We start from the raw sequence: 18,848 nt of genomic DNA, 5'->3' as shown, positions 1-18,848 counted from the left end.
CTTGTACGCGCTGTCGTGGCGAGGTAAAACAGTGGCCGGTTCCATGCGCTACGACACACTCTATCCCGAGGTCGCGGATCCGCGCGCGCCCGCGGTCCCGCCCCTTGATCCCTTTGACGGCCTGGGTGGTGGCGGCGACGTGCCGCCGGCCGGCCCGCGGCTTCCGCTGCGTCGGCGTCCCTGGTGGCGCTGGACGATGCGCGGGATTGCCGCCTTCATCGTGCTGTTCGTCGTCACGATCGGCTGGCTGGTCTTCACCGCGCCGCTGTCGAAATCGCTCGAGCCGCCAGTCCCGCCCTCGATCACCCTGCTCTCGGCCGAAGGCACGCCGATCGCGAGGACCGGCGCGGAGGTCGGCAAGCCGGTGGATGCCACCAAGCTTCCCGCGCATGTCGTCGATGCCTTCATAGCCGTCGAGGACCGGCGGTTCCGCAGCCATTGGGGCATCGATCCGCGCGGCATCACCCGGGCCTTCGTCAACAATGTCTTCACGAGCAAGAGCTCGCAGGGCGGCAGCACCATCACCCAGCAGCTTGCCAAGAACGCGTTCCTCAGCTCCAAGCGCACCTTCGGTCGCAAGTTCCAGGAAGTGCTGATCGCCTTCTGGCTCGAAGCCTGGCTGACCAAGGACGAGATTCTCTCGCGCTATCTCTCCAACGTCTATTTCGGCGACAACCAGTACGGCCTCGACGCTGCGGCACGCCATTATTTCAGCCGCCCCGCGACTGAACTTACCACCGGACAGGCCGCGATGCTCGCGGGCCTGGTCAAGGCGCCGTCCCGGCTTGCGCCTTCGGGCAACCTCAAAGGTGCGCAGGAGCGGCAGGCAGTAGTGGTCGGCACGATGGTCGATGCCGGGCTGCTGACCGAAGCCGAAGCCAGGGCGATCGGTCCGGCCCGTCTGCGGCTGGCGCGGAGCAAGGCGCTCCCCAGCGGAACCTATTTCACCGATTGGGTGCTGCCCGAGGCACGCGATCAGGCGGGCGAGTTGGGTGCAGTGCGCGAGGTGACGACGACGCTCGAAACGCGGATGCAGCGCGCCGCCGAGCGTGCGGTGCGCAATGCCGGTCTGCGTCAGTCGCAGATCGCGATCGTCTCGATGCGTCCCGACGGCCGCGTGATCGCGATGGTCGGCGGCAAGAATTACGGCGAATCCCCCTTCAACCGCGCGACCCAGGCACGGCGCCAGCCGGGTTCGACCTTCAAGCTGTTCGTCTATCTCGCCGCGCTGCGCAGCGGGATGACGCCGGACTCGACCGTGCTCGACGAGCCGGTGACGATCGGCGAGTGGAAGCCGAAGAACAGCGACGGCCGCTACCGGGGTGAGATCACGCTGCGGCAGGCCTTTGCAAGGTCGAGCAATGTCGCGGCGGCGCGTCTTACCAAGGATGTTGGCCCGGCCGCCGTGATCCGCGCGGCCCGCGATCTCGGCATCTCGACCCCGATTGCGGAAGAAGCCTCGATCGCGCTCGGTACATCGACCGTGTCGCTGCTCGAACTCACCGCTGCCTATGCCGCGATCGCGAATGGTGAGGCGCCGGTACGCCCGCGCGGACTGTCCGAAACCGACGAGCCGGGCTGGTTGGACCGCTTCACCGGATCGCAGCGCCCGATCGGAAACCGCGAACTGGCGGGGATGCGCGAGCTTCTCAACGCGTCGGTGCACGAGGGTACCGGCCGCGGCGCGGCCCTGTCGGTCGAGACCTTCGGCAAGACCGGGACGACGCAGGACAATCGCGACGCGCTGTTCGTAGGCTATGCCGATGGCATCGTCACCGCGGTTTGGATGGGCAATGACGACAACACCCCGAACCCGGGCCTCGCCGGCGGAGGCGCGCCGGCGCGCGTGTGGCGTGACTTCATGGCGCGGGCGCTGGGCGTTGCGGTGCAGGCCAGGCCCGAGCCCGTGGTCGAGAATCTCTCGGAAGTGATCGACGACGTTGGCGCGAATGTGATCGACGAGCCGATAGAGATAGAAGGCAGTTTCGGTGGCCAGGCGGTCGGAGTGCGCGTCAACCGCGACGGCAGTCTCGAAATGACCCGGCCGGGACGCGATCCGGTGGAGGGGGAGCCGCAGCAGCTGGATCCGCCGCCGCCGCCCGAACGTGACCGGCGCCGGCGCGAGCCCGTCCCGGGCGAAGGCTTCTAGAGCCGCTTCTCGAAGAAGAGCTCAGCATAGGGATTGTCGTTGTAGCGTTCGATCTCGGTCCAGCCGGCGGTGCGGTAGAAGCGCTCGGCTTCAGGCAGCGCACGGTTAGTATCGAGCCGCAAGGTATCGATGTCGAGCGCGCGTGCCGTATCTTCGGCTGCGGCCATCAACTGCTGGGCAAGGCCCAGGCCGCGTGCGCCGCGATCGACCCAGAGCCGTTTGATCTCGGCACGGGATTCTCCTTCCCCTTTCAACGCTACGCAGCCCACCGGCAAGCCGTCCGATATGGCCACGAAGAACGCGCCGCGCGGGCGGATCATGGCCTTCGCATCTGGATCGCGCGATCGCGACACCTCGAATCCGGCGGGAAAACGGGCGTCCAGTTCGGCATAGTAGCGCGTCAGACAATGGCGTGCGGCTTCGCTCACCGGGTCAACTTCTTCGATCGCGATCAGCTCGCGCCCGAAGGCTGCCGCAATCAGGTCCATCGCATCGAGCAGTGCGTCGCGGTTCGATGCGCCGTCGAGGAACGACGCTGCTCGCATATCCGACAATGCCTCATAGGCGCGAAACTCCTCGATCCCGTCCGCGGTCAGCACCGCGACCCGCCGCCGGGCATCGTCCGGATGCGGGGTGGTCCGGATCAGGCCCTCGTCCTCCAGCCCGCGGAGCAGGCGGCTCATCAGCCCGGAATCGAGATCGAGATAGGCGCGCAGATCGGCGACGTCGCTGCGACCCGATCCGATCGCGTTGATGACGCGTGCAGAGCCCAATGGCCGGCCGCGCCCAAGGAACGACGTGTCGAGCGCACCCACCTCGCGGGTCACCGCTCGGGCAAATCGGCGAAAGCGGCGGATCGGATCTGTGATCATTTCTCTGACTTAAGTCAGATAATCAGCTCGGGTCAACCAGGCCGATACTGGGTGGCGGCATCGGCAACGTTATGCGAAGGAACGCGTGCCAGAGCGGGAGTAGCGTAGATGACAGGCTTCACGATGATCGCGTCGATGCTTCTGGCTGTCGCGCCGCAACCTGCGGGGCAGGACGAAGCAGCGGAAGCGCTCCGCCCTGGGACGGTAGCGATCGAGCCCGTCGCGGATGAAGCCGTTCCTGCCCCCGCCAGGCAGCTATTCGCCGATGCGGTCGAGCGGGCGCTCGCCGATATGCGTTTCACCGCGCTGCCCGCGACCAGCCGCAGCCGTTACATCGCGCGGGTCAAGGTGACCCGTGCGGCGCGTGGCGCGGTGACGTCCAAGGCGAAGTCGCCGGGGCCTGCCGCAGCGGTCGGCAATTGGGGTGCGGCGATCGGCGTCAGCATGCCCTCGAACAAGCAGACACTGCGCGGCCTGATCGTCACCGAACTTGAAGTCGAGCTCGTGTTGCGCGACGGGATGAAGCCGGTGTGGCGTGGCCGCGCATTGACAGCACAGGCCGAAGGGACGCGGGCTGACGCGCCTGAGACGCTTGCGCCGAAGCTCGCCAGTGCAGCGGTTCGCAGCTTTCCGGCCGAGCAGCCTGAGGCGATCTCGATCCCCTAGAACCGGATCAGCGGGCTGGTGCGGCCGCGTCTCAGCTCAGCCAGAACGGACTCTAAAGATCCAGCTTTTCATATTCGGGCGGCGGGTTGATCCCCTCCATCCGTTCGGCGAGCAGTGGGCGGAAGCTGGGGCGGCTTTTCATTCCGACATACCAGCGCTTGGCCTGCTCGTGGCTCTTCCAATCGATCCCGCCCAGATAGTCGGCGACGCTGATCTGCGCTGCGGCGGCGAGGTCGGCGAGGCTCATCGTCGCACCGCCCAGCCAGGTGCGGTGATCGAGCAGAAAGTCGATATAGTCGAGATGCGCCACCGCTGCCTTCATCGCTTCGCGCAGCGCGGTCGAATCCGGGGTTGCGCGTTGAACGATCCGCTTGAGCATCCGCTCGTGCAGCAGCGGTCCGGTGATGTCGCGGAAGAACTGGACGTCGAACCAGGCGACCAGGCGGCGAATCTCGGCGCGGTCCGCCGCGGTTCCGTTGAGCAGTGCGGCCTTGCTGACCGTTTCCTCGAAGAACTCGCAGATCGCGACCGAATCGATCAGCACGACGCCGCGATCGTCGGCCATCACGGGGGTCTGCCCCGCGGGGTTCATGTCGAGAAACTCGTCGCGCCGCGCCCAGGGGGATTCGCGTACCGGCTCATAGCCGACTCCCTTCTCACCAAGGACGAGCCTGACCTTGCGCGAGAAGGGGCAAAGCGGAAATTGATAGAGCTGCCACATGGCCCAAGGCTTTAGGCGGCGGAGACGGGCGGCGGCAAGCGCGGGTTTTGCGGATCAGGCGGCGATGCGTAGCCACAATGCGGTGGCATCGTCGCTTCGTTTGAAACGCGGATAGCGTGCCCGATCCGCATCCTCGGCCTCGATCGCGCGCAGCCGGGTGGCGAGCGCGGCCAGTCCGTCCGCGCGCAATGTCGCGAGGAATGCATCCGGCTGCATGCCGTAGTCGTCGATCAGTGCCGCCATCCCGTCGGTCATCAACAGGATCTCGTCGCCCGGTTCCACCCGGACACGCAGCGATTCGACAAAGGCGCGATGGGCGGGGTCGACGCCCAGGATATAACGCCCTGGCCGCATCCGCTTCGTGCGCAGCATCGCCAGCGGCCGTTCTTCGCCCGTCGCGTACACCCGCGCTTCCTCGGTCTCATCGGTGCTCGGCTGAGAGCCAAGGCGGGTGACGGTATCCCCACGCAGCACCAGACATACGCAATCGGCCAGCCAGCCGAGGTCGAGCGCGTCGCCGGCCAATGCCATCGCCAGAAAGGCGGCACTCGGCAGTTCCCAGTCGTCGACGGGGGGGCGGGTTCGCTCGGTCGCATAGGCGGCGGCGGTCCGGGTGAAGACATGGTCGAGAATGTCCGGAAGCGTCTCTGCCGCGGCGCCTGCGAACGCGCGCGAAGCGGTCGCGGCGAGCCATGCCGCGCCTGGCTGGCTGCCCATCAGGCCGGGTGGGCCCAGATCGGTCGCACCGTCGATTATCCAGGCAAGGCGCGCTGTGGCGCCGCAGCGATCGTCATTGGGCGTCGTGGCGGAGCCGGCAAGGCTGATGCTCTGGATCAGATCGAAATGCATGGCACCCGCTATCGCGCACTTGTGACGCGTCCGCTACGGTGCCCGCACCTGTTCCGCAAAAATGAAACGAGGCCCGGCTACGCCGTCGCCAAGCGACAGGCGCAGCCGGAGGCTCATTCCGCAGCCGCCAGCACCTGCGTGTCATCCAGTGGATGCGGCAACCGTTCGAGCATTTCCTTCGGCACCACCTGCCAGAAATGGCCGCTGATGCGGTCCCAATCCTCGAGTAGGCCGCCCGACCAGCTGCTGTCGGTCGCGGCATGATGCTCGGTGACCAACGTCTTGAGCACGCCCTCCCAATGCGCTGCGGACAGGCGCTGCCACATGATGCTGTCGGGGTTGGCATTGGCTTCGAAAACGCCGTCCTCGTCATAGACGAATGCCATACCGCCGGTCATGCCGGCGCCGAAATTAGTTCCGGTCTTGCCGAGCACCACCGCGACGCCTCCGGTCATATATTCACAGCCATTGGCGCCGCAGCCCTCGACCACGACCTGCGCGCCCGAGTTGCGGACCGCGAAGCGCTCGCCCGCCTGACCCGCGGCGAACAGCTTGCCGCTGGTCGCGCCGTAGAGGACGGTGTTGCCGATGATCGTGTTATCCTGGCTGGCCAACGGCGAGCTGACCAGCGGACGCACCACGATGGTGCCGCCGGACAGGCCCTTGCCGACATAGTCGTTGGCGTCGCCGAACACCTCCAGCGTCACCCCCTTGCACAGGAACGCACCGAGCGACTGTCCTGCCGACCCGCGCAGCCGGACCTGGACGTGGCCGTCGTTGAGCTTCGACATGCCGAAGATCCGCGTGATCTCGCTAGACAAGCGCGTGCCCACCGCACGGTGCGTGTTGCGGACATTGTAGGCGAGTTGCATCTTCTCGCCCCGCTCGAACACCGCCTTCGCATCGGCGATGATCTGCGCGTCGAGGCTGTCGGGCACCGCGTTGCGCCAGGTGTCGAGGCTGAAGCGGCGCTCGGTTTCGTCCGCATCGACCTTGGCGAGGATCGGGTTGAGGTCGAGATCATCGAGATGCTCGGCGCCGCGGCTGACCTGGCGAAGCAGCTCGGTGCGGCCGATCACTTCGTCGAGGCTCTTGACCCCGAGCCGGGCCAGGATCTCGCGGACCTCCTCAGCGATGAAGGTCATCAGGTTGATGACCTTTTCCGGCGATCCGGTGAACTTCTGGCGCAGGCGCTCGTCCTGCGTGCACACGCCGACGGGGCAGGTGTTGCTGTGGCACTGGCGCACCATGATGCAGCCCATCGCGACGAGCGAAAGCGTGCCGATGCCGAATTCCTCGGCGCCCAGGATCGCGGCGATGACGATGTCACGCCCGGTCTTGAGCCCGCCATCGGTGCGCAGCTTCACGCGGCCGCGCAGGCCGTTGAGGGTCAGCGTCTGGTTGACTTCCGAAAGCCCCATTTCCCAGGGGGTGCCGGCATATTTGACCGACGTCTGCGGCGAGGCACCGGTGCCGCCGACATGGCCGGCGACCAGGATGACGTCGGCATGCGCCTTGGCGACGCCCGCCGCGACCGTGCCGATGCCGGCCGAGCTGACCAGCTTTACGCAGACCCGCGCGCGCGGGTTGATCTGCTTGAGGTCATAGATGAGCTGCGCCAGGTCCTCGATCGAGTAGATGTCGTGGTGCGGCGGCGGGCTGATCAGCGTCACCCCCGGCGTCGCATGACGCAGCTTCGCGATGAACTCGGTGACCTTGAACCCGGGCAGTTGGCCGCCCTCACCGGGCTTGGCCCCCTGCGCGACCTTGATCTCGACCTCGTCGCAGGCGCCCAGATATTCGGCGGTGACGCCGAAACGGCCCGATGCGATCTGCTTGATCGTCGAATTGGCGTTGTCGCCATTCTCGTAGGGCTTGTAGCGGATCGAATCCTCGCCGCCTTCGCCCGACACCGCCTTGGCGCCGATGCGGTTCATCGCGATCGCCAGCGTCTCGTGCGCCTCGGGGCTGAGCGCGCCCAGCGACATGCCCGGGGTCACGAAGCGCTTGCGGATCTCGGTGATCGCCTCGACCTGATCGATCCCGACGCCTTCAGCCGGGAAATTGAACTCGAGCAGATCGCGCAGGTAAACCGGCGGCAGATCGCGTACCCCGCGCGAGAATTGCAGATAGGTCGAATAGCTGTCGGTCGCGACCGCAGTCTGCAGCGTATGCATCAGCTGCGCCGAATAGGCGTGCGTCTCGCCGCCATGGCGCTGGCGATAGAAGCCGCCGATCGGCAGCGTCGCGACGCCCGTGTCGAACGCGGCGTCATGGCGCAGCTTGGCGTTGAGGTGCAGCGAAGCATAGCCCTCGCCCGAGATCTTCGCGGGCATGCCCGGGAAGAAGTCGTTGACCAGCGCGCGGGAGAGCCCGACCGCCTCGAAATTGTAGCCGCCGCGATAGCTGGAGATCACCGCGATCCCCATCTTCGACATGATCTTGAGCAGACCCTCGTCGATCGCCTTGCGATGGTTCTTGAGGCACTGGTCGAAGCTCATGTCGCCGAACAGGCCGCGCGCATGGCGGTCGGCGATCGACGCTTCGGCGAGATAGGCGTTCACCGTGGTCGCGCCGACGCCGATCAGCACCGCATAATAATGGGTGTCGAGGCACTCGGCCGAGCGGATGTTGACGCTGGCATAGCTGCGCAGCCCCTTGCGGACGAGATGCGTGTGCACCGCCGCGGCGGCAAGCACACCCGCGATCGCGATCCGGTCCGGCCCGACATGCTCGTCGGTCAGGAACAACTCGGTCGCGCCCGCGCGCACTGCCTGTTCCGCCTGGAAGCGGATGTCGGTGATCGCCGCGCGCAGCGTCTCGGGCCCGCCGCCGGCGGGGAAGGTGCAGTCGATCTCTGCGGCCAGATCGCCGAAATGGCCCTTGAGGCGTGCCCAGTCATTGTTGGTCAGCACCGGGCTTTCGAGCACCAGCACCTTGTTCGCCGTCTCCCCGGTGTCGAGGATGTTGGCAAGGTTGCCGAAGCGCGTCTTGAGCGACATCACGTGCCGCTCGCGCAGCGAATCGATCGGTGGGTTGGTGACCTGGCTGAAATTCTGGCGGAAGAACTGGCTGATCAGGCGCGGCTTGTCGCTGATCACGGCGAGCGGCGTGTCGTCGCCCATCGAACCGACGGCTTCCTTGGCGTCGGTCACCATCGGCGAGAGGATCAGCTCCATGTCCTCGAGCGTCTGGCCCGCCGCGACCTGGCGGCGTGTCAGCTCGGCGCGGTCGAACGCTGGCCCTGCTTCATCGACGGCAGGCAGTCCCTCGATGTCGACGAACTCGCCGATCATCGAGGCATAGTCATATTCCCCGGCGATACGGTCCTTGACCGCGCCGTCCTCATAGAAAACACCCTCTTCCAGATCGACCGCGATCATCTGGCCCGGCCCCAGTCGGCCTTTGGCAACAACGGTGGATTCGGGAATCTGGACCATGCCGGTCTCCGATCCGACGACAAGCAGCCCGTCGGCGGTGCGTGTGTAGCGCAACGGGCGCAGTGCGTTGCGATCGACGCCCGCGACCGCCCAGCGGCCGTCGGTCATCGCCAGCGCGGCGGGGCCGTCCCACGGCTCCATCACCGAGGCGAGATACTTGTACATATCGAGATGCTTCTGCGGCATCGCGTCGACCAGCTGCCAGGCCTCGGGCACCAGCATCAGCTTCGCGGTCGGCGCGTCGCGGCCGGAGCGGCAGATCGCCTCGAACACGGCATCGAGCGCGGCGGTGTCGCTCGCGCCCGCCGGAATCACCGGCTTGATGTCCTCCGAATCCCCGCCGAACGCCAGGCTCGCCATCTTGATCTCGTGGCTGAGCATCCAGTTCTTGTTGCCGCGGATCGTGTTGATCTCGCCATTATGCGCAAGGCAGCGGAACGGCTGTGCCAGCCACCATTGCGGGAAGGTGTTGGTCGAATAGCGCTGGTGGAAGATCGCGACGCGGCTGACGAAGCGCTCGTCCTTGAGATCGGGGTAGAACTCGCTGAGGCTCTCCGCGAGGAACAGCCCCTTGTAGATCACCGAACGGCAGCTGAGCGAACAGATGTAGAAGCCGCTGATCTGCGCCGCGATGATCCGCTTCTCGATCCGGCGGCGGACGAGGTAGAGGTTCTTCTCGAACTCGTCCTGCGACACCTCGTCGGGCATCGGCCCGGCGATCATGATCTGCTCGATCTCGGGCCGGGTCGCCTGCGCCTTCTGGCCGATCACCGAGACGTCGACCGGCACCTGGCGCCAGCCATAGATGGTGTAGCCCGCCTCGATGATCACGCTCTCGACGATCGTGCGGCACGCTTCCTGCGCGCCGAGATCGACGCGCGGCATGAAGATCATGCCGACCGCGAGGCGGTTGGGCAGCACGCGATGGCCCGACGCCAGCACCGCATCGTCGAAGAAGCGCAGCGGCAGATCGACATGGATGCCCGCGCCGTCGCCGGTCTTGCCATCGGCATCCACGGCGCCGCGGTGCCACACAGCCTTCAGCGCGTCGATCGCGCTCTGAACGACACGGCGCGATGGCTGGCCGTCGATCGCCGCAACCATGCCGACGCCACAGGCATCGCCCTCGAATTCGGGGCGGTACATGCCGTGTTCGGCAAGGCGAAGGCGTTCCTGCTCAAGAGTTGGACGGCTGGGCATCGTGCTTTTCCATAAGGGGGGTCAGTTCATCTATCAGGCGGCGCAGCTCGGCTTCTTCGCGCGCCTGGGCTTTCGCGAACAGCTTGCGCTGCCATTCGGCGACGGCGGGATCGTTGAGGATTTGCGTGCCGGCCTGAAAGAAGCGCGCACCGGTCGGAGTCGCCACAAAGGCCTCGACTTCGGTCAGCTCGGCCAGCGAGAAGCGTTTCGCATAAGCGCTGGCCATCGCCTCGACCATCTCCGGACCGGTTTCGGTAAGGTCCTCCAGCGCCAGCTTCTTCTGCCGTTCAACGAAGCTGGCGAGCAGCTTGGCGGCCTCGGTGTTCGTCTTGAGCGACTTGGCGAGCTGTGGATCGCCCTGCATCATGCCCCCGATCATGTTCGACATCATCGCGTCGAGCATCTGGTGGAACATCTTGTCGCGCTGCTCGATGGGCATCGAAGTCTCGACGATGATCCGCGCCTTAGCGAGACGTGTGTCCAAGTCGGCGGCGGTCTGCGCGGCGGGCGCCGGCACTGGCGCAGTCTGGGGGGTGGCGAGCAGCAGGAACAGCGCAGCGATCATTGCGCGCCCTTCGGCTCGGGCGGCGCCGGCAGATGGGCGGTGGCCTTCTCCACCTTCGCCATTATCGCCGGCATCGCCTTCATCATCTCGGGCATCGCCGCCATCATCTCCTGCATGACCTCGGGGTCCATGAAGGTCGTGAGGTACTCGTTGGCAAACGCCTTGCCCGCCGGGGTGGCGAAGAACGCGTTCTGTGCATCGAGCTGTTCGATTGTGAACTTGCGGGCGAAGGCGCGCGACAAGCCGGTCCGGACGCGCGGTTCGATTTTCTCGAACACCGTGCCCATCTCCTCGCCCATCACGCGCGTCATGATCCGCATGCGCTCCTCGAAGTGCGGATCGGCTTTCGCAGCGGTCTCGCGCATCGGCTTGTCGCCATCGGCGCCGGCCTCGGGCATGCCCATCTCGTTCGGGGTCTGGCCCATCATCTGGGCCATCATCGCGTCCATCATGCGCGGGAACTGGTTGCGCATCATCTTCATATAGATGCCTTCGGGCACCAGCGATGCGACAGCCTTCTCCGCAGCGGCAAGCCGCGCAGGATCGGCAGCAGCGGCAGTGGCAGGCGCGGTCTGGGCGATCGCGGGCGCAGCAAACGCAAGCGCGGCAGCGGTAAGCGCAGTACGCATCATGCCGCCTCGCGCGCCTTGCGGACCGGTGCGGTCGCTTGTGCCTTGAGCCAGTTGTGCATCCTCTCGCTGACATCGCGACCGTCGCGGATCGCCTGAACGACCAGGCTCGCGCCCTTGACGATGTCGCCTGCGGCGAACACGCCGTCGAGGTTGGACATCATCGTGCGCGCGTCGGTGCGGATCGTGCCCCAACGGGTGACGCCCAGCTCGCTCGCGCCGAACAGCGTAGGCAGGTCTTCGGCATCATAGCCCAGCGCCTTGATCACCAGATCGGCGGGGACGTCGAACGCCGAGCCGGGATCGGGTTCCGGTGCGCGGCGGCCGCTGGCGTCGGGCGCACCGAGGCGCATGCCGACCGCCTTGACCGCGGTCACCGCGCCATTCGTTTCCGGGCCAGCCGCAAACGCCTCGGGTGCGGAGAGCCAGACGAACTCGACGCCCTCTTCCTCAGCATTGGCGGTCTCGCGCTGGCTGCCCGGCATGTTGGCGCGGTCGCGGCGATACAGGCACTTCACCGATGCAGCGCCCTGGCGCACTGCGGTGCGGACACAGTCCATCGCCGTGTCGCCACCGCCGATCACGACGACATTCTTGCCCTGTGCATTCAGGCTGCCGTCGTCGAACGCCGGGACCGTGTCGCCGAAGCTCTTGCGGTTCGACGCGATCAGATAGTCGAGCGCCTCGACCACACCGTCCGCGCCGACGCCCGGCGCCTTGATCGCGCGCGCCTTGTACACGCCGGTCGCGATCAGCACCGCGTCGTGCCTGGCGCGCAGCTGCTCGAGCGTCGCGTCGCGGCCGACCTCGAAACTCTGGTGGAAGACGATGCCGCCCTCGGCCAGCCGGTCGGTGCGGCGCATCACCACGGGTTTCTCCAGCTTGAAGCCGGGAATGCCGTAGGTCAGCAGCCCGCCCGGCCGGTCGTGCCGGTCATAGACATGCACTTCATAGCCGAGCTTGCGGAGATACTCGGCGGCGGTCAGGCCTGCGGGGCCAGCGCCGATCACGCCGACCGACTGGCCGCGCGCGGGGCCGGGGACGAGCGGCTCGACCCAGCCCTCTTCCCAGGCGGTGTCGGTGATGAACTTCTCAACCGAACCGATCGTGACCGATCCGTGTTGCGAAAATTCGATGACGCAATTGCCCTCGCACAGTCGGTCCTGCGGACAGATGCGGCCGCAAATCTCGGGCATGGTCGATGTGCTGTTGGACAGCTCATAGGCTTCGCGCAGCCGCCCTTCCGCAGTCAGGCGCAGCCAGTCCGGGATATGGTTGTGCAGCGGGCAATGCACCGAGCAATAGGGAACGCCGCATTGCGAGCAGCGCCCGGCCTGTTCCTCCGCGGACGGGGGCGCATAGCGTTCCGCGATCTCGCGGAAATCCTGCGCGCGCAACTGAGCCTCGCGCTTGGGCGGAAACGCCTGCGCACGGTCGACGAATTTGAGCATGACCTCGTTTGCCATGCCCGCGCAACTGACATGTTGCGGAGGGGGAGTCACGTGAAAACCGGCGATTAGGTCAGCTATACTGACTTATTTAGCAATAATCGATCAGGATTTAACCCGTAGTTGCGAGCGGTTCGCGATAATAATGGCCGATACGGCCTTATCTGGCGAGGAGCCAGATCAGGGCGGCGCTTCCGACAATGATTCGATACCAAGCGAAAGGGGCGAATCCGTAGCGGCCGACCACCTTCACGAATGCCCGCACCACCAGCAGCGCAACCACGAATGCCGCGCCGAATCCGATTCCGATCGCGCTCAGATCGTCGAAGCTCAGCAGATCGCGGTCCTTCCACAGGGAGTAGGTCGTCGCCGCCAGCATGGTCGGCACAGCGAGGAAGAAGCTGAACTCGGCGGCGGTCTTGCGCTCGACGCCCATCAGCAGCGATCCCATGATCGTTGCGCCCGACCGGCTGACGCCGGGCAGCATCGCCAGGCATTGAACCACACCGATCGACACGGCGGTGCCGGTCGGGATCGCCTCGACGCGCTGGTAGCGCACGGTCTTCACCATCCGCTCGATCAGCAGAATCATGACACCGCCGACGATCAAAGCGACGGCGACGATCACCGGAGTCTGCATCGCCGCGCGAATGGCGTCATAGGCGACGACGCCTATCGCGAGCGCCGGGGCAAAGCCGATCAGGATGTTGCGCACGAACGCCAGCGATTGCGGTTCTCCGCGCAATAGGCCGGTGCCACGATCCCAGAAGGTGCGCCAATAGGCAACCAGCACCGCCAGGATCGCGCCGAACTGAATGGCGATCTTGAAGGTGATCGAGCTGCTGTCGTTGAACCCGAACAGCTCGCCCGCCAGGATCAGGTGCCCGGTCGAGGAGACGGGCAGGAACTCGGTCAGCCCCTCGATGATGCCGAGGAGGATATAGGTAAGCGTGTCACTCATGCCGGATGGTTCCCCTGCCGGGGGTCACCCGGTCTTGAATGTGCCGGAAGCTCTGGATTCAGGCGGCTTGATGCGCGCCAGCGAAGCGCCCGTGGCGACGATACTGGACCAGCCAGCCGGGGGCGACCGCATCGAGCAGCGTCGGTTCGATGCCGAGTTGTGCCAGCCCGTCTTCAGCTGCGACATTGTCGGTCTGCAGCATCAACCACTGATCCCAAGTGATTGGCATCCCTGGCAGGAAGCCAAGGGTCGCGATCCCCGCACCCGCGAAATCGGGCAGGTCGACCAGCAGTGGATGGCGGCCGATACCGTCGGACAGGCGCTGGTGGAACTGAGCAAAGGTGATCACCTCGGGTCCGCCCAATTCGAGCGTCTTGCCGCCGAACGCTTCCGGGTCGGCAACCGCCTTGACTATGGCTGCCGCGACATCGGCGACATAGACCGGCTGCATCCGCATCGCGCCGCGCAGCACGGGCACGACCGGCGCGCGTGCGATCAGGCCGGCAAAGCGGTTCACGAACTTGTCTTCCCGACCAAAGATGAAGGAAGGGCGCAGGATCGTCGCTGTGGGGAAGGCGGCGCGGACCAGCACTTCGCCCTCCCCCTTGGAGCGGCCATAGTCCGATTGGGCTTCGATGTCGGCGCCGATCGCGGAAACCTGCACGAATGCGGCCGCGCCGGCGGCTGCTGCGGCTTTGGCCGCGTTCTCCGCACCGATAGCGTTGATCGCTTCTGCATCGCGTCCGAATGCGCCGGCGAGGTTCACTACCGCGTCCGAACCCGCAAGCGCGCGCGCGAGCGAAGCAGGCCTGCGGATATCGCCAGCGACGAACTGGGTCTGGCCCAAGCCGCCCAGCGGCTTCAGGAACCAGGCCGAGCGGGGGTCGCGCTGGACGATGCGGACGCGCGCTCCCGTCTTGAGCAGCGCCTGTGCGACATAGCGTCCGACGAACCCGCCGCCGCCGATCAACGTCACCAGCCTGTCCTTCATCACGCCCTCGAAAGTCTTTCTCACTACATCCCCCATGCCGCGCGCCGCAGCAAAGGGCAACCTTGTGAAAATCAGTTGCGAGAAGCGGTTGACAGGCCCCCCGACCCTCCCCTAGAGGCGCCGGCCTACCCCGTGCCCAGATGGCGGAATTGGTAGACGCACCAGCTTCAGGTGCTGGCGGTCGCAAGGCCGTGGAGGTTCGAGTCCTCTTCTGGGCACCATTCCCGGTCAAAACTGGGCACTGACGTGAGCGAGCCGGTCTCGCCCTTATGGGCACCGGCTTCGAGCGCCGCCCTGGACCCCGCGACAAGTATTTCGTTGTCGTTGACGACGACCCCCGACACGAAGATCCGCAGATAGGCGCGCCGCAATTCGGTGTTGGCGCCAGTGATCTCGGCGCGGAGACGCTCACCGAACCGCTTGACCGCGGCGTCGTCGATCCGCCCCGCCTTGCGGCCAATCTGCTTTGCGAGGCTGCGCTCGGTTTCGGAAAGCGCCGCAATCGATGCACGCGCCTCAGCCAGCTTGGCGGCGAATACCGGTTCGCGCGGACTCATGATTTCCTCAGCGACGAGATCAAGCAAACGGCTAAGCCGCCCTTCGGCAGCGATGCGCTCGCGCCGCACACGATCGTGATCCTTGCGGCGACGTTCTTCAGCCTCGTCGGACCGGTCGAGCACATCGGCAAGTAGAATGCGAAGCCGCGCCGGGGCCAGTACACGCTTCAACAGCCCGTCGAGAACAATCTGATCTAGCGCCTCCTCACGGATCGGTTTGCTTTTGCAACGTTCGGCACCTGCAGTCGCCTTGGCATTGCAGGTGTAATAGCGATAGGCACCGGCTTTTCCGGAGCGGATCACAAGACCGGCTCCGCACCCGGGATGACCGCACGTGGCAACCCCGCCGAGCAATACTGGCGAGTTGGTTATGCGTGGGGCCCGGACACGCGGCGCGGACTTCGCACGGGTGGCAGCAACCTGCGCCATCAGGTCCGGCTCGATGATCTGCGGGCACGATACGATTACCGGGTCGCCGCCGCCGGCGGGCAAGGCCTGAGCGTTGGTCGGGCGATGCAGGTATGCGCCAGCATAATGCTGGCGTCTCAGAATGCCATCGACATTGCTGTTGTGAAACCGTCGACCCCGCAGACTGTAGCCGTTGTCATTGAGATAGGCAGCAATCGCACGGGTGCCCATCGGCCGGCCGTGCAGACCTTGCAGAGCAAGGTCGAAGATCAGCCGGACAATGCGAGCTTCGTCCTCGCGGATGAAGAGCTTCTTACGCTCTTTGCGGTCAAAAACACTAACGACGCGCGATTCATAACCGAGCGGGATCGGGCCGCCGTTCCAGTGGCCGCTGATGGCATTGCCTCGCCGATCGCGGGTCGTAAACACCGAGGCGTCGTGAACGTATTTCTCGTTCATGACCGCGACCATGGCCCGCCCCATTTTGCCATTTGAGTCGTTACCGAAGTTTTCGGTTAAACTGAGCAGACTCACACCGGCTTCGGCCAGCCTGTGCTCTGACACGACCTGAGTCAGCAATCGCCTGGCGAAGCGACTGAGTGCATATACGATGATCATATGGACTGGGCGATCCGGCGCCGTAGCCTGGGTCATCATCCTGTCGAATTGCTTGCGCTGGAGCTTGCGACCAGAAACGTTCAGTTCCTCGAATATCGTGACAAGCTCGATACCCTCGCGTTCGGCGTGGGCGCGGATCGCGGCGCCTTGAGCGGAAATGCTGGCATTCTGGCCGCCCTCTTCATCGACGCTGACGCGGACATAGCCATAAGCGCGGAGAGCGGGTTTCATCTGATTTTTTCCTTTCTGCAGGGCCGACGATCGTCGATCGCCGCCCATCTGGCCAGCGGCTAATGATCCTCGTCCAGGATCGCGGCGAGATCTGCGCCGAGGTGAAGCACGATCAACGCGACCTCATCAGTCAGGACGGGCAGCACATCAGGTGCGTCGGTGAGCGCGACCAGCAGGGAAGCCTCGTCACGCGGTTGCGGTCCTTGTTCTGTTGATTTGTCTTCGGTTGCCATGTCGCGGTCATGGCGGAGCGAAAACAGGCGATTGGAGGAGAGGAAGCTACAGTCTCAGCCGAAACCACAGGCGGCCCTGCGCTTCGATAAGAATTCGCCGGTGCAGCCGATCTGTTGGATCGGACGACGCCCTTGCGATCAGCGCATTACCTTCCTTCGACGCCTCAACGAGGAACCGCGAGCCATGATTCTTGCCTTCGAGCGCGAGTCCCTCGACGACCTTTTCAAAGGTGTAGGGTTCCTGCCAACAAGCATCGGTGTTGCCTGTTGCCCGTTCCCTCGCTGCGGCATCGGAAAACTTCTTCGGGATAGCATCTTCGTCCTGCACGACGTCGATCCGCAACCTGTGGCATAAGAGGCGTGGCAATTCCGCTGGAAGCGTAAAATCTTTCGGCATCAAATCTCTTGGCGGATTGCCCTGAGCGGTGTCGCGAACGATCTGCTCTGCCCAGCTAATCTCATTGCCGGAGCGGAAACGCTTGGCTTCATCTGGGATTCCTACACCAACATCCACACGGCTAACAGCGGAATGAACCTGTGCCGCGCGCAGCACGCTATTCCACAACAAAGGAATAGCCGGCGTTTGCAACCAGCGATGCACTTCCTGAAGGCTCCACTGCTTGGTGCGGCGGCCATCCAGCGATTGAACGAGGTGGTCCGTCCCCGCCTGCCCCTCCTTAAGCAAGACGGCCAGCAGGCCAATCAGCTCGGGGTCGCTCGGAGCCATGCCGTGTCGCTGCGCGACAGCACGATCGTTCAGCCCTAATGCGCCGACCCATTCTGAGTCCTCCTGAGACGCGATGGGTCCGGAATTCCGGAAGATCGTGTGAACTTCGCTTGCACGTGTCCAGGCTTCCCGCAGACTGTGTGCTAGTGCCCCGTTCCGTGGAACCTTGTTCGTGGCGAGCGCATGAATATAGAGTTGGAGCGGATCGCGTAGCCGGAGTTGGGCGTCTCGAGCGGCACGATAGGCGCTATCGAGCGCGTGGAACGCGACAATGTTTGTTAGGTCGAACACAGCTTTCGGATCGGTGGCCATCACCATTTGAATGCCGGTTCCCAGCTTACCCTGCATCATCAGGCCCGCCGCCTCGGGATAATCCTTGCGCACGATCAGCCAAGAACCTGTCATTTCATCGGGTTCTGGTCCGTGCGCCACACTATGATCTAAGCCGCTGACCGGTATCGCGACGTCGGCGCAGAGACGTGAAAGACAGCCGATCGACCAATCCACCGAGCTGACGTCGCGCAGGATTCCCGCACGCTCCATCTTCTCGTCAGCGATCAAATAATGTTCAGTTTCGAATGTAGGTGCCACTGATGCCAGCCACGACCAGATCTGATTGACGCTGCAGTGGTCATCGATGGCCGCTTGAACATTCGCAGTGAACGACTCGAGTGGCTTGATCTGTCCATTGGCTGGAGCTAGCACTGAGTTCGTCAGCCCTGCGCGCTTGTTCTTCATCTGCAATAATCCTCATCTTCATGCGGCGGGGGGATTGCGGAAAGATCATCGATCACGTCGTGGATCGCTATGAAAACCTCGACAAGACGCTCGTCAGCATCGACGATCGCAGCGGCGAGTTTTCTGAGATCGCTTGGCGATCGAACCGATCGATCGCGCTTCAACGCATCAAACTCGCGAACGAGCGCATCGCGCTTCTGAATGGCTGCCTCAGCTCGGTCGGTCATAGCTGAAAGTGCCGTAAATGCTTCAAGCCAGCGCGGATCGATTTCTGCCGTCATGGAAGCGCTGGTGCTGGTGGCAACGACCAGAAGCGCGGATTGCCGCCATGCTCATTGATCCAGTCGAACGCATCTCCACGGTTCGCTAGCATCGGCGGCTCCATGCCGATCGCACGTGCCATCTCACTGGCCAAGAAGGACTGACGGCGTGTCGGTGGCCTACAACGCCATGCAGCTTTCGGGTCGCTTCCTGCATTGGTTCTAAGGAACTGTTCTGTTTCCTCCGCGTGAAGCGCGGAAAGCCAGTGCAAGCGCGACCAACGGCCCCACTCTGCGATAAGCCTGCCATGGTCGGACGCAAATAATGTCGCGATCAATTGGCTGAGCGAGAGGTCGGGGTGCTCTGCGGCGGTCTCGGCAACCAGCAGCACGCCACTAGCACCCAGCGCGTCGAGGCCGCTCAGTTGGATATCGTCAAGAAAGTGCCCGCCATATGGCTCCAGCGCCGCCCCGGTCCGGTATAGTGCTTTGTCACGCGCATTCCACGCCGCCCGACGATGAAGCCAGGTTTCGGCGTCACGGACTAGGTCGTCCAACAGCGCTCGACGTGCCTCGAATCTAGAT

General features: G+C 64.7%; 16 protein-coding genes, 1 tRNA gene and 1 pseudogene. 4 read left to right on the top strand and 14 right to left on the bottom strand.

Annotated elements, in window-relative coordinates:
* The first annotated feature begins 43 nt into the window (after window positions 1-43).
* Window positions 44-2,149, top strand: a complete 2,106-nt coding sequence (locus BDW16_RS08910; RefSeq protein WP_083954417.1) for a transglycosylase domain-containing protein — start codon at window positions 44-46, stop codon at window positions 2,147-2,149.
* On the opposite strand, the gene BDW16_RS08905 is transcribed toward BDW16_RS08910, so the two are convergent.
* Entirely contained in the window at window positions 2,146-3,021 is an 876-nt protein-coding gene (locus BDW16_RS08905) for a bifunctional helix-turn-helix transcriptional regulator/GNAT family N-acetyltransferase (RefSeq protein WP_198585784.1), read from the bottom strand. The genes BDW16_RS08910 and BDW16_RS08905 overlap by 4 nt on opposite strands.
* Window positions 3,022-3,129: 108 nt before the next feature.
* On the opposite strand from BDW16_RS08905, the gene BDW16_RS08900 reads away from it, so the two are divergent.
* On the top strand, window positions 3,130-3,687 hold the full coding sequence (locus tag BDW16_RS08900; RefSeq protein ID WP_066580852.1) for a hypothetical protein: 558 nt from the start codon (window positions 3,130-3,132) through the stop codon (window positions 3,685-3,687).
* A gap of 52 nt (window positions 3,688-3,739) precedes the next feature.
* On the opposite strand, the gene BDW16_RS08895 is transcribed toward BDW16_RS08900, so the two are convergent.
* The 8 genes from BDW16_RS08895 to BDW16_RS08865 form a co-directional block, all read right to left on the bottom strand.
* Window positions 3,740-4,408, bottom strand: coding sequence for a glutathione S-transferase family protein (locus BDW16_RS08895; protein WP_066580854.1), 669 nt, complete (start codon window positions 4,406-4,408; stop codon window positions 3,740-3,742).
* Between the two features lie 54 nt (window positions 4,409-4,462).
* Window positions 4,463-5,257, bottom strand: a complete 795-nt coding sequence (locus BDW16_RS08890; RefSeq protein WP_066580856.1) for a protein phosphatase 2C domain-containing protein — start codon at window positions 5,255-5,257, stop codon at window positions 4,463-4,465.
* A gap of 113 nt (window positions 5,258-5,370) precedes the next feature.
* The gene (gltB, locus tag BDW16_RS08885) at window positions 5,371-9,897 is read right to left on the bottom strand and encodes a glutamate synthase large subunit (RefSeq protein ID WP_066580858.1); all 4,527 of its coding nucleotides are present in this window, start codon (window positions 9,895-9,897) and stop codon (window positions 5,371-5,373) included.
* Entirely contained in the window at window positions 9,875-10,462 is a 588-nt protein-coding gene (locus tag BDW16_RS20990; protein ID WP_066580859.1) for a DUF2059 domain-containing protein, read from the bottom strand. Before BDW16_RS20990 ends, gltB begins: the two co-directional genes overlap by 23 nt.
* Window positions 10,459-11,091 carry a DUF2059 domain-containing protein gene (locus BDW16_RS20985; protein WP_066580860.1) on the bottom strand — a complete coding sequence of 211 codons (633 nt, stop codon included), beginning with the start codon at window positions 11,089-11,091 and terminating at the stop codon, window positions 10,459-10,461. The genes BDW16_RS20990 and BDW16_RS20985 overlap by 4 nt, the downstream gene beginning before the upstream one ends.
* Window positions 11,091-12,557, bottom strand: a complete 1,467-nt coding sequence (locus BDW16_RS08875) for an NAD(P)-dependent oxidoreductase (RefSeq protein ID WP_066580861.1) — start codon at window positions 12,555-12,557, stop codon at window positions 11,091-11,093. The genes BDW16_RS20985 and BDW16_RS08875 overlap by 1 nt, the downstream gene beginning before the upstream one ends.
* 142 nt (window positions 12,558-12,699) lie before the next feature.
* Window positions 12,700-13,500 (bottom strand): undecaprenyl-diphosphate phosphatase, encoded by an 801-nt coding sequence (locus BDW16_RS08870; protein WP_066580862.1) that lies wholly within the window; start codon window positions 13,498-13,500, stop codon window positions 12,700-12,702.
* Between the two features lie 58 nt (window positions 13,501-13,558).
* On the bottom strand, window positions 13,559-14,491 hold the full coding sequence (locus tag BDW16_RS08865) for a complex I NDUFA9 subunit family protein (RefSeq protein WP_066580864.1): 933 nt from the start codon (window positions 14,489-14,491) through the stop codon (window positions 13,559-13,561).
* A gap of 134 nt (window positions 14,492-14,625) precedes the next feature.
* Between BDW16_RS08865 and BDW16_RS08860 the strand changes: the two genes are divergently transcribed.
* Window positions 14,626-14,712 (top strand) — tRNA-Leu (locus tag BDW16_RS08860).
* Window positions 14,713-14,760: 48 nt separating this feature from the next.
* Window positions 14,761-15,183, top strand: coding sequence for a hypothetical protein (locus tag BDW16_RS08855; protein ID WP_100362739.1), 423 nt, complete (start codon window positions 14,761-14,763; stop codon window positions 15,181-15,183).
* Between the two features lie 96 nt (window positions 15,184-15,279).
* Here the strand turns inward: BDW16_RS08855 and BDW16_RS21940 are convergent.
* The 5 genes and pseudogenes from BDW16_RS21940 to BDW16_RS21085 form a co-directional block, all read right to left on the bottom strand.
* Window positions 15,280-16,305: pseudogene (locus tag BDW16_RS21940) on the bottom strand (recombinase family protein); the annotation flags it as partial.
* A gap of 59 nt (window positions 16,306-16,364) precedes the next feature.
* Window positions 16,365-16,538: a hypothetical protein gene (locus BDW16_RS21305; RefSeq protein WP_157926336.1), complete on the bottom strand. Its 174-nt coding sequence runs from the start codon at window positions 16,536-16,538 to the stop codon at window positions 16,365-16,367.
* A gap of 46 nt (window positions 16,539-16,584) precedes the next feature.
* Window positions 16,585-18,003 (bottom strand): hypothetical protein, encoded by a 1,419-nt coding sequence (locus tag BDW16_RS08835; RefSeq protein WP_100362737.1) that lies wholly within the window; start codon window positions 18,001-18,003, stop codon window positions 16,585-16,587.
* Window positions 18,000-18,284, bottom strand: coding sequence for a hypothetical protein (locus BDW16_RS21090; protein WP_125958885.1), 285 nt, complete (start codon window positions 18,282-18,284; stop codon window positions 18,000-18,002). The genes BDW16_RS08835 and BDW16_RS21090 overlap by 4 nt, the downstream gene beginning before the upstream one ends.
* A complete protein-coding gene (locus BDW16_RS21085; protein ID WP_125958886.1) occupies window positions 18,281-18,820 on the bottom strand; it encodes a hypothetical protein in 540 nt (179 codons plus the stop codon). Before BDW16_RS21085 ends, BDW16_RS21090 begins: the two co-directional genes overlap by 4 nt.
* Between the last annotated feature and the right edge of the window lie 28 nt (window positions 18,821-18,848).

Source organism: Sphingomonas koreensis, from assembly GCF_002797435.1.
Classification (GTDB): domain Bacteria; phylum Pseudomonadota; class Alphaproteobacteria; order Sphingomonadales; family Sphingomonadaceae; genus Sphingomonas; species Sphingomonas koreensis.
Note: the sequence above shows the minus strand (reverse complement) of the source record. Positions and strands in the feature narration are given on the sequence as shown.

Excerpts from the sequence above, each read along its gene's own strand:
- BDW16_RS08875 (WP_066580861.1), bottom strand. The coding sequence starts at position 12,557 with ATGGCAAACGAGGTCATGCTCAAATTCGTCGACCGTGCGCAGGCGTTT.
- BDW16_RS08895 (WP_066580854.1), bottom strand. The coding sequence starts at position 4,408 with ATGTGGCAGCTCTATCAATTTCCGCTTTGCCCCTTCTCGCGCAAGGTC.
- BDW16_RS08910 (WP_083954417.1), top strand. The coding sequence starts at position 44 with ATGCGCTACGACACACTCTATCCCGAGGTCGCGGATCCGCGCGCGCCC.
- BDW16_RS20985 (WP_066580860.1), bottom strand. The coding sequence starts at position 11,091 with ATGCGTACTGCGCTTACCGCTGCCGCGCTTGCGTTTGCTGCGCCCGCG.
- BDW16_RS08835 (WP_100362737.1), bottom strand. The coding sequence starts at position 18,003 with ATGAAGAACAAGCGCGCAGGGCTGACGAACTCAGTGCTAGCTCCAGCC.
- BDW16_RS21305 (WP_157926336.1), bottom strand. The coding sequence starts at position 16,538 with ATGGCAACCGAAGACAAATCAACAGAACAAGGACCGCAACCGCGTGAC.
- gltB (WP_066580858.1), bottom strand. The coding sequence starts at position 9,897 with ATGCCCAGCCGTCCAACTCTTGAGCAGGAACGCCTTCGCCTTGCCGAA.
- BDW16_RS08890 (WP_066580856.1), bottom strand. The coding sequence starts at position 5,257 with ATGCATTTCGATCTGATCCAGAGCATCAGCCTTGCCGGCTCCGCCACG.
- BDW16_RS08900 (WP_066580852.1), top strand. The coding sequence starts at position 3,130 with ATGACAGGCTTCACGATGATCGCGTCGATGCTTCTGGCTGTCGCGCCG.
- BDW16_RS08905 (WP_198585784.1), bottom strand. The coding sequence starts at position 3,021 with ATGATCACAGATCCGATCCGCCGCTTTCGCCGATTTGCCCGAGCGGTG.
- BDW16_RS08870 (WP_066580862.1), bottom strand. The coding sequence starts at position 13,500 with ATGAGTGACACGCTTACCTATATCCTCCTCGGCATCATCGAGGGGCTG.
- BDW16_RS21090 (WP_125958885.1), bottom strand. The coding sequence starts at position 18,284 with ATGACGGCAGAAATCGATCCGCGCTGGCTTGAAGCATTTACGGCACTT.
- BDW16_RS20990 (WP_066580859.1), bottom strand. The coding sequence starts at position 10,462 with ATGATCGCTGCGCTGTTCCTGCTGCTCGCCACCCCCCAGACTGCGCCA.
- BDW16_RS08855 (WP_100362739.1), top strand. The coding sequence starts at position 14,761 with ATGGGCACCGGCTTCGAGCGCCGCCCTGGACCCCGCGACAAGTATTTC.
- BDW16_RS08865 (WP_066580864.1), bottom strand. The coding sequence starts at position 14,491 with ATGAAGGACAGGCTGGTGACGTTGATCGGCGGCGGCGGGTTCGTCGGA.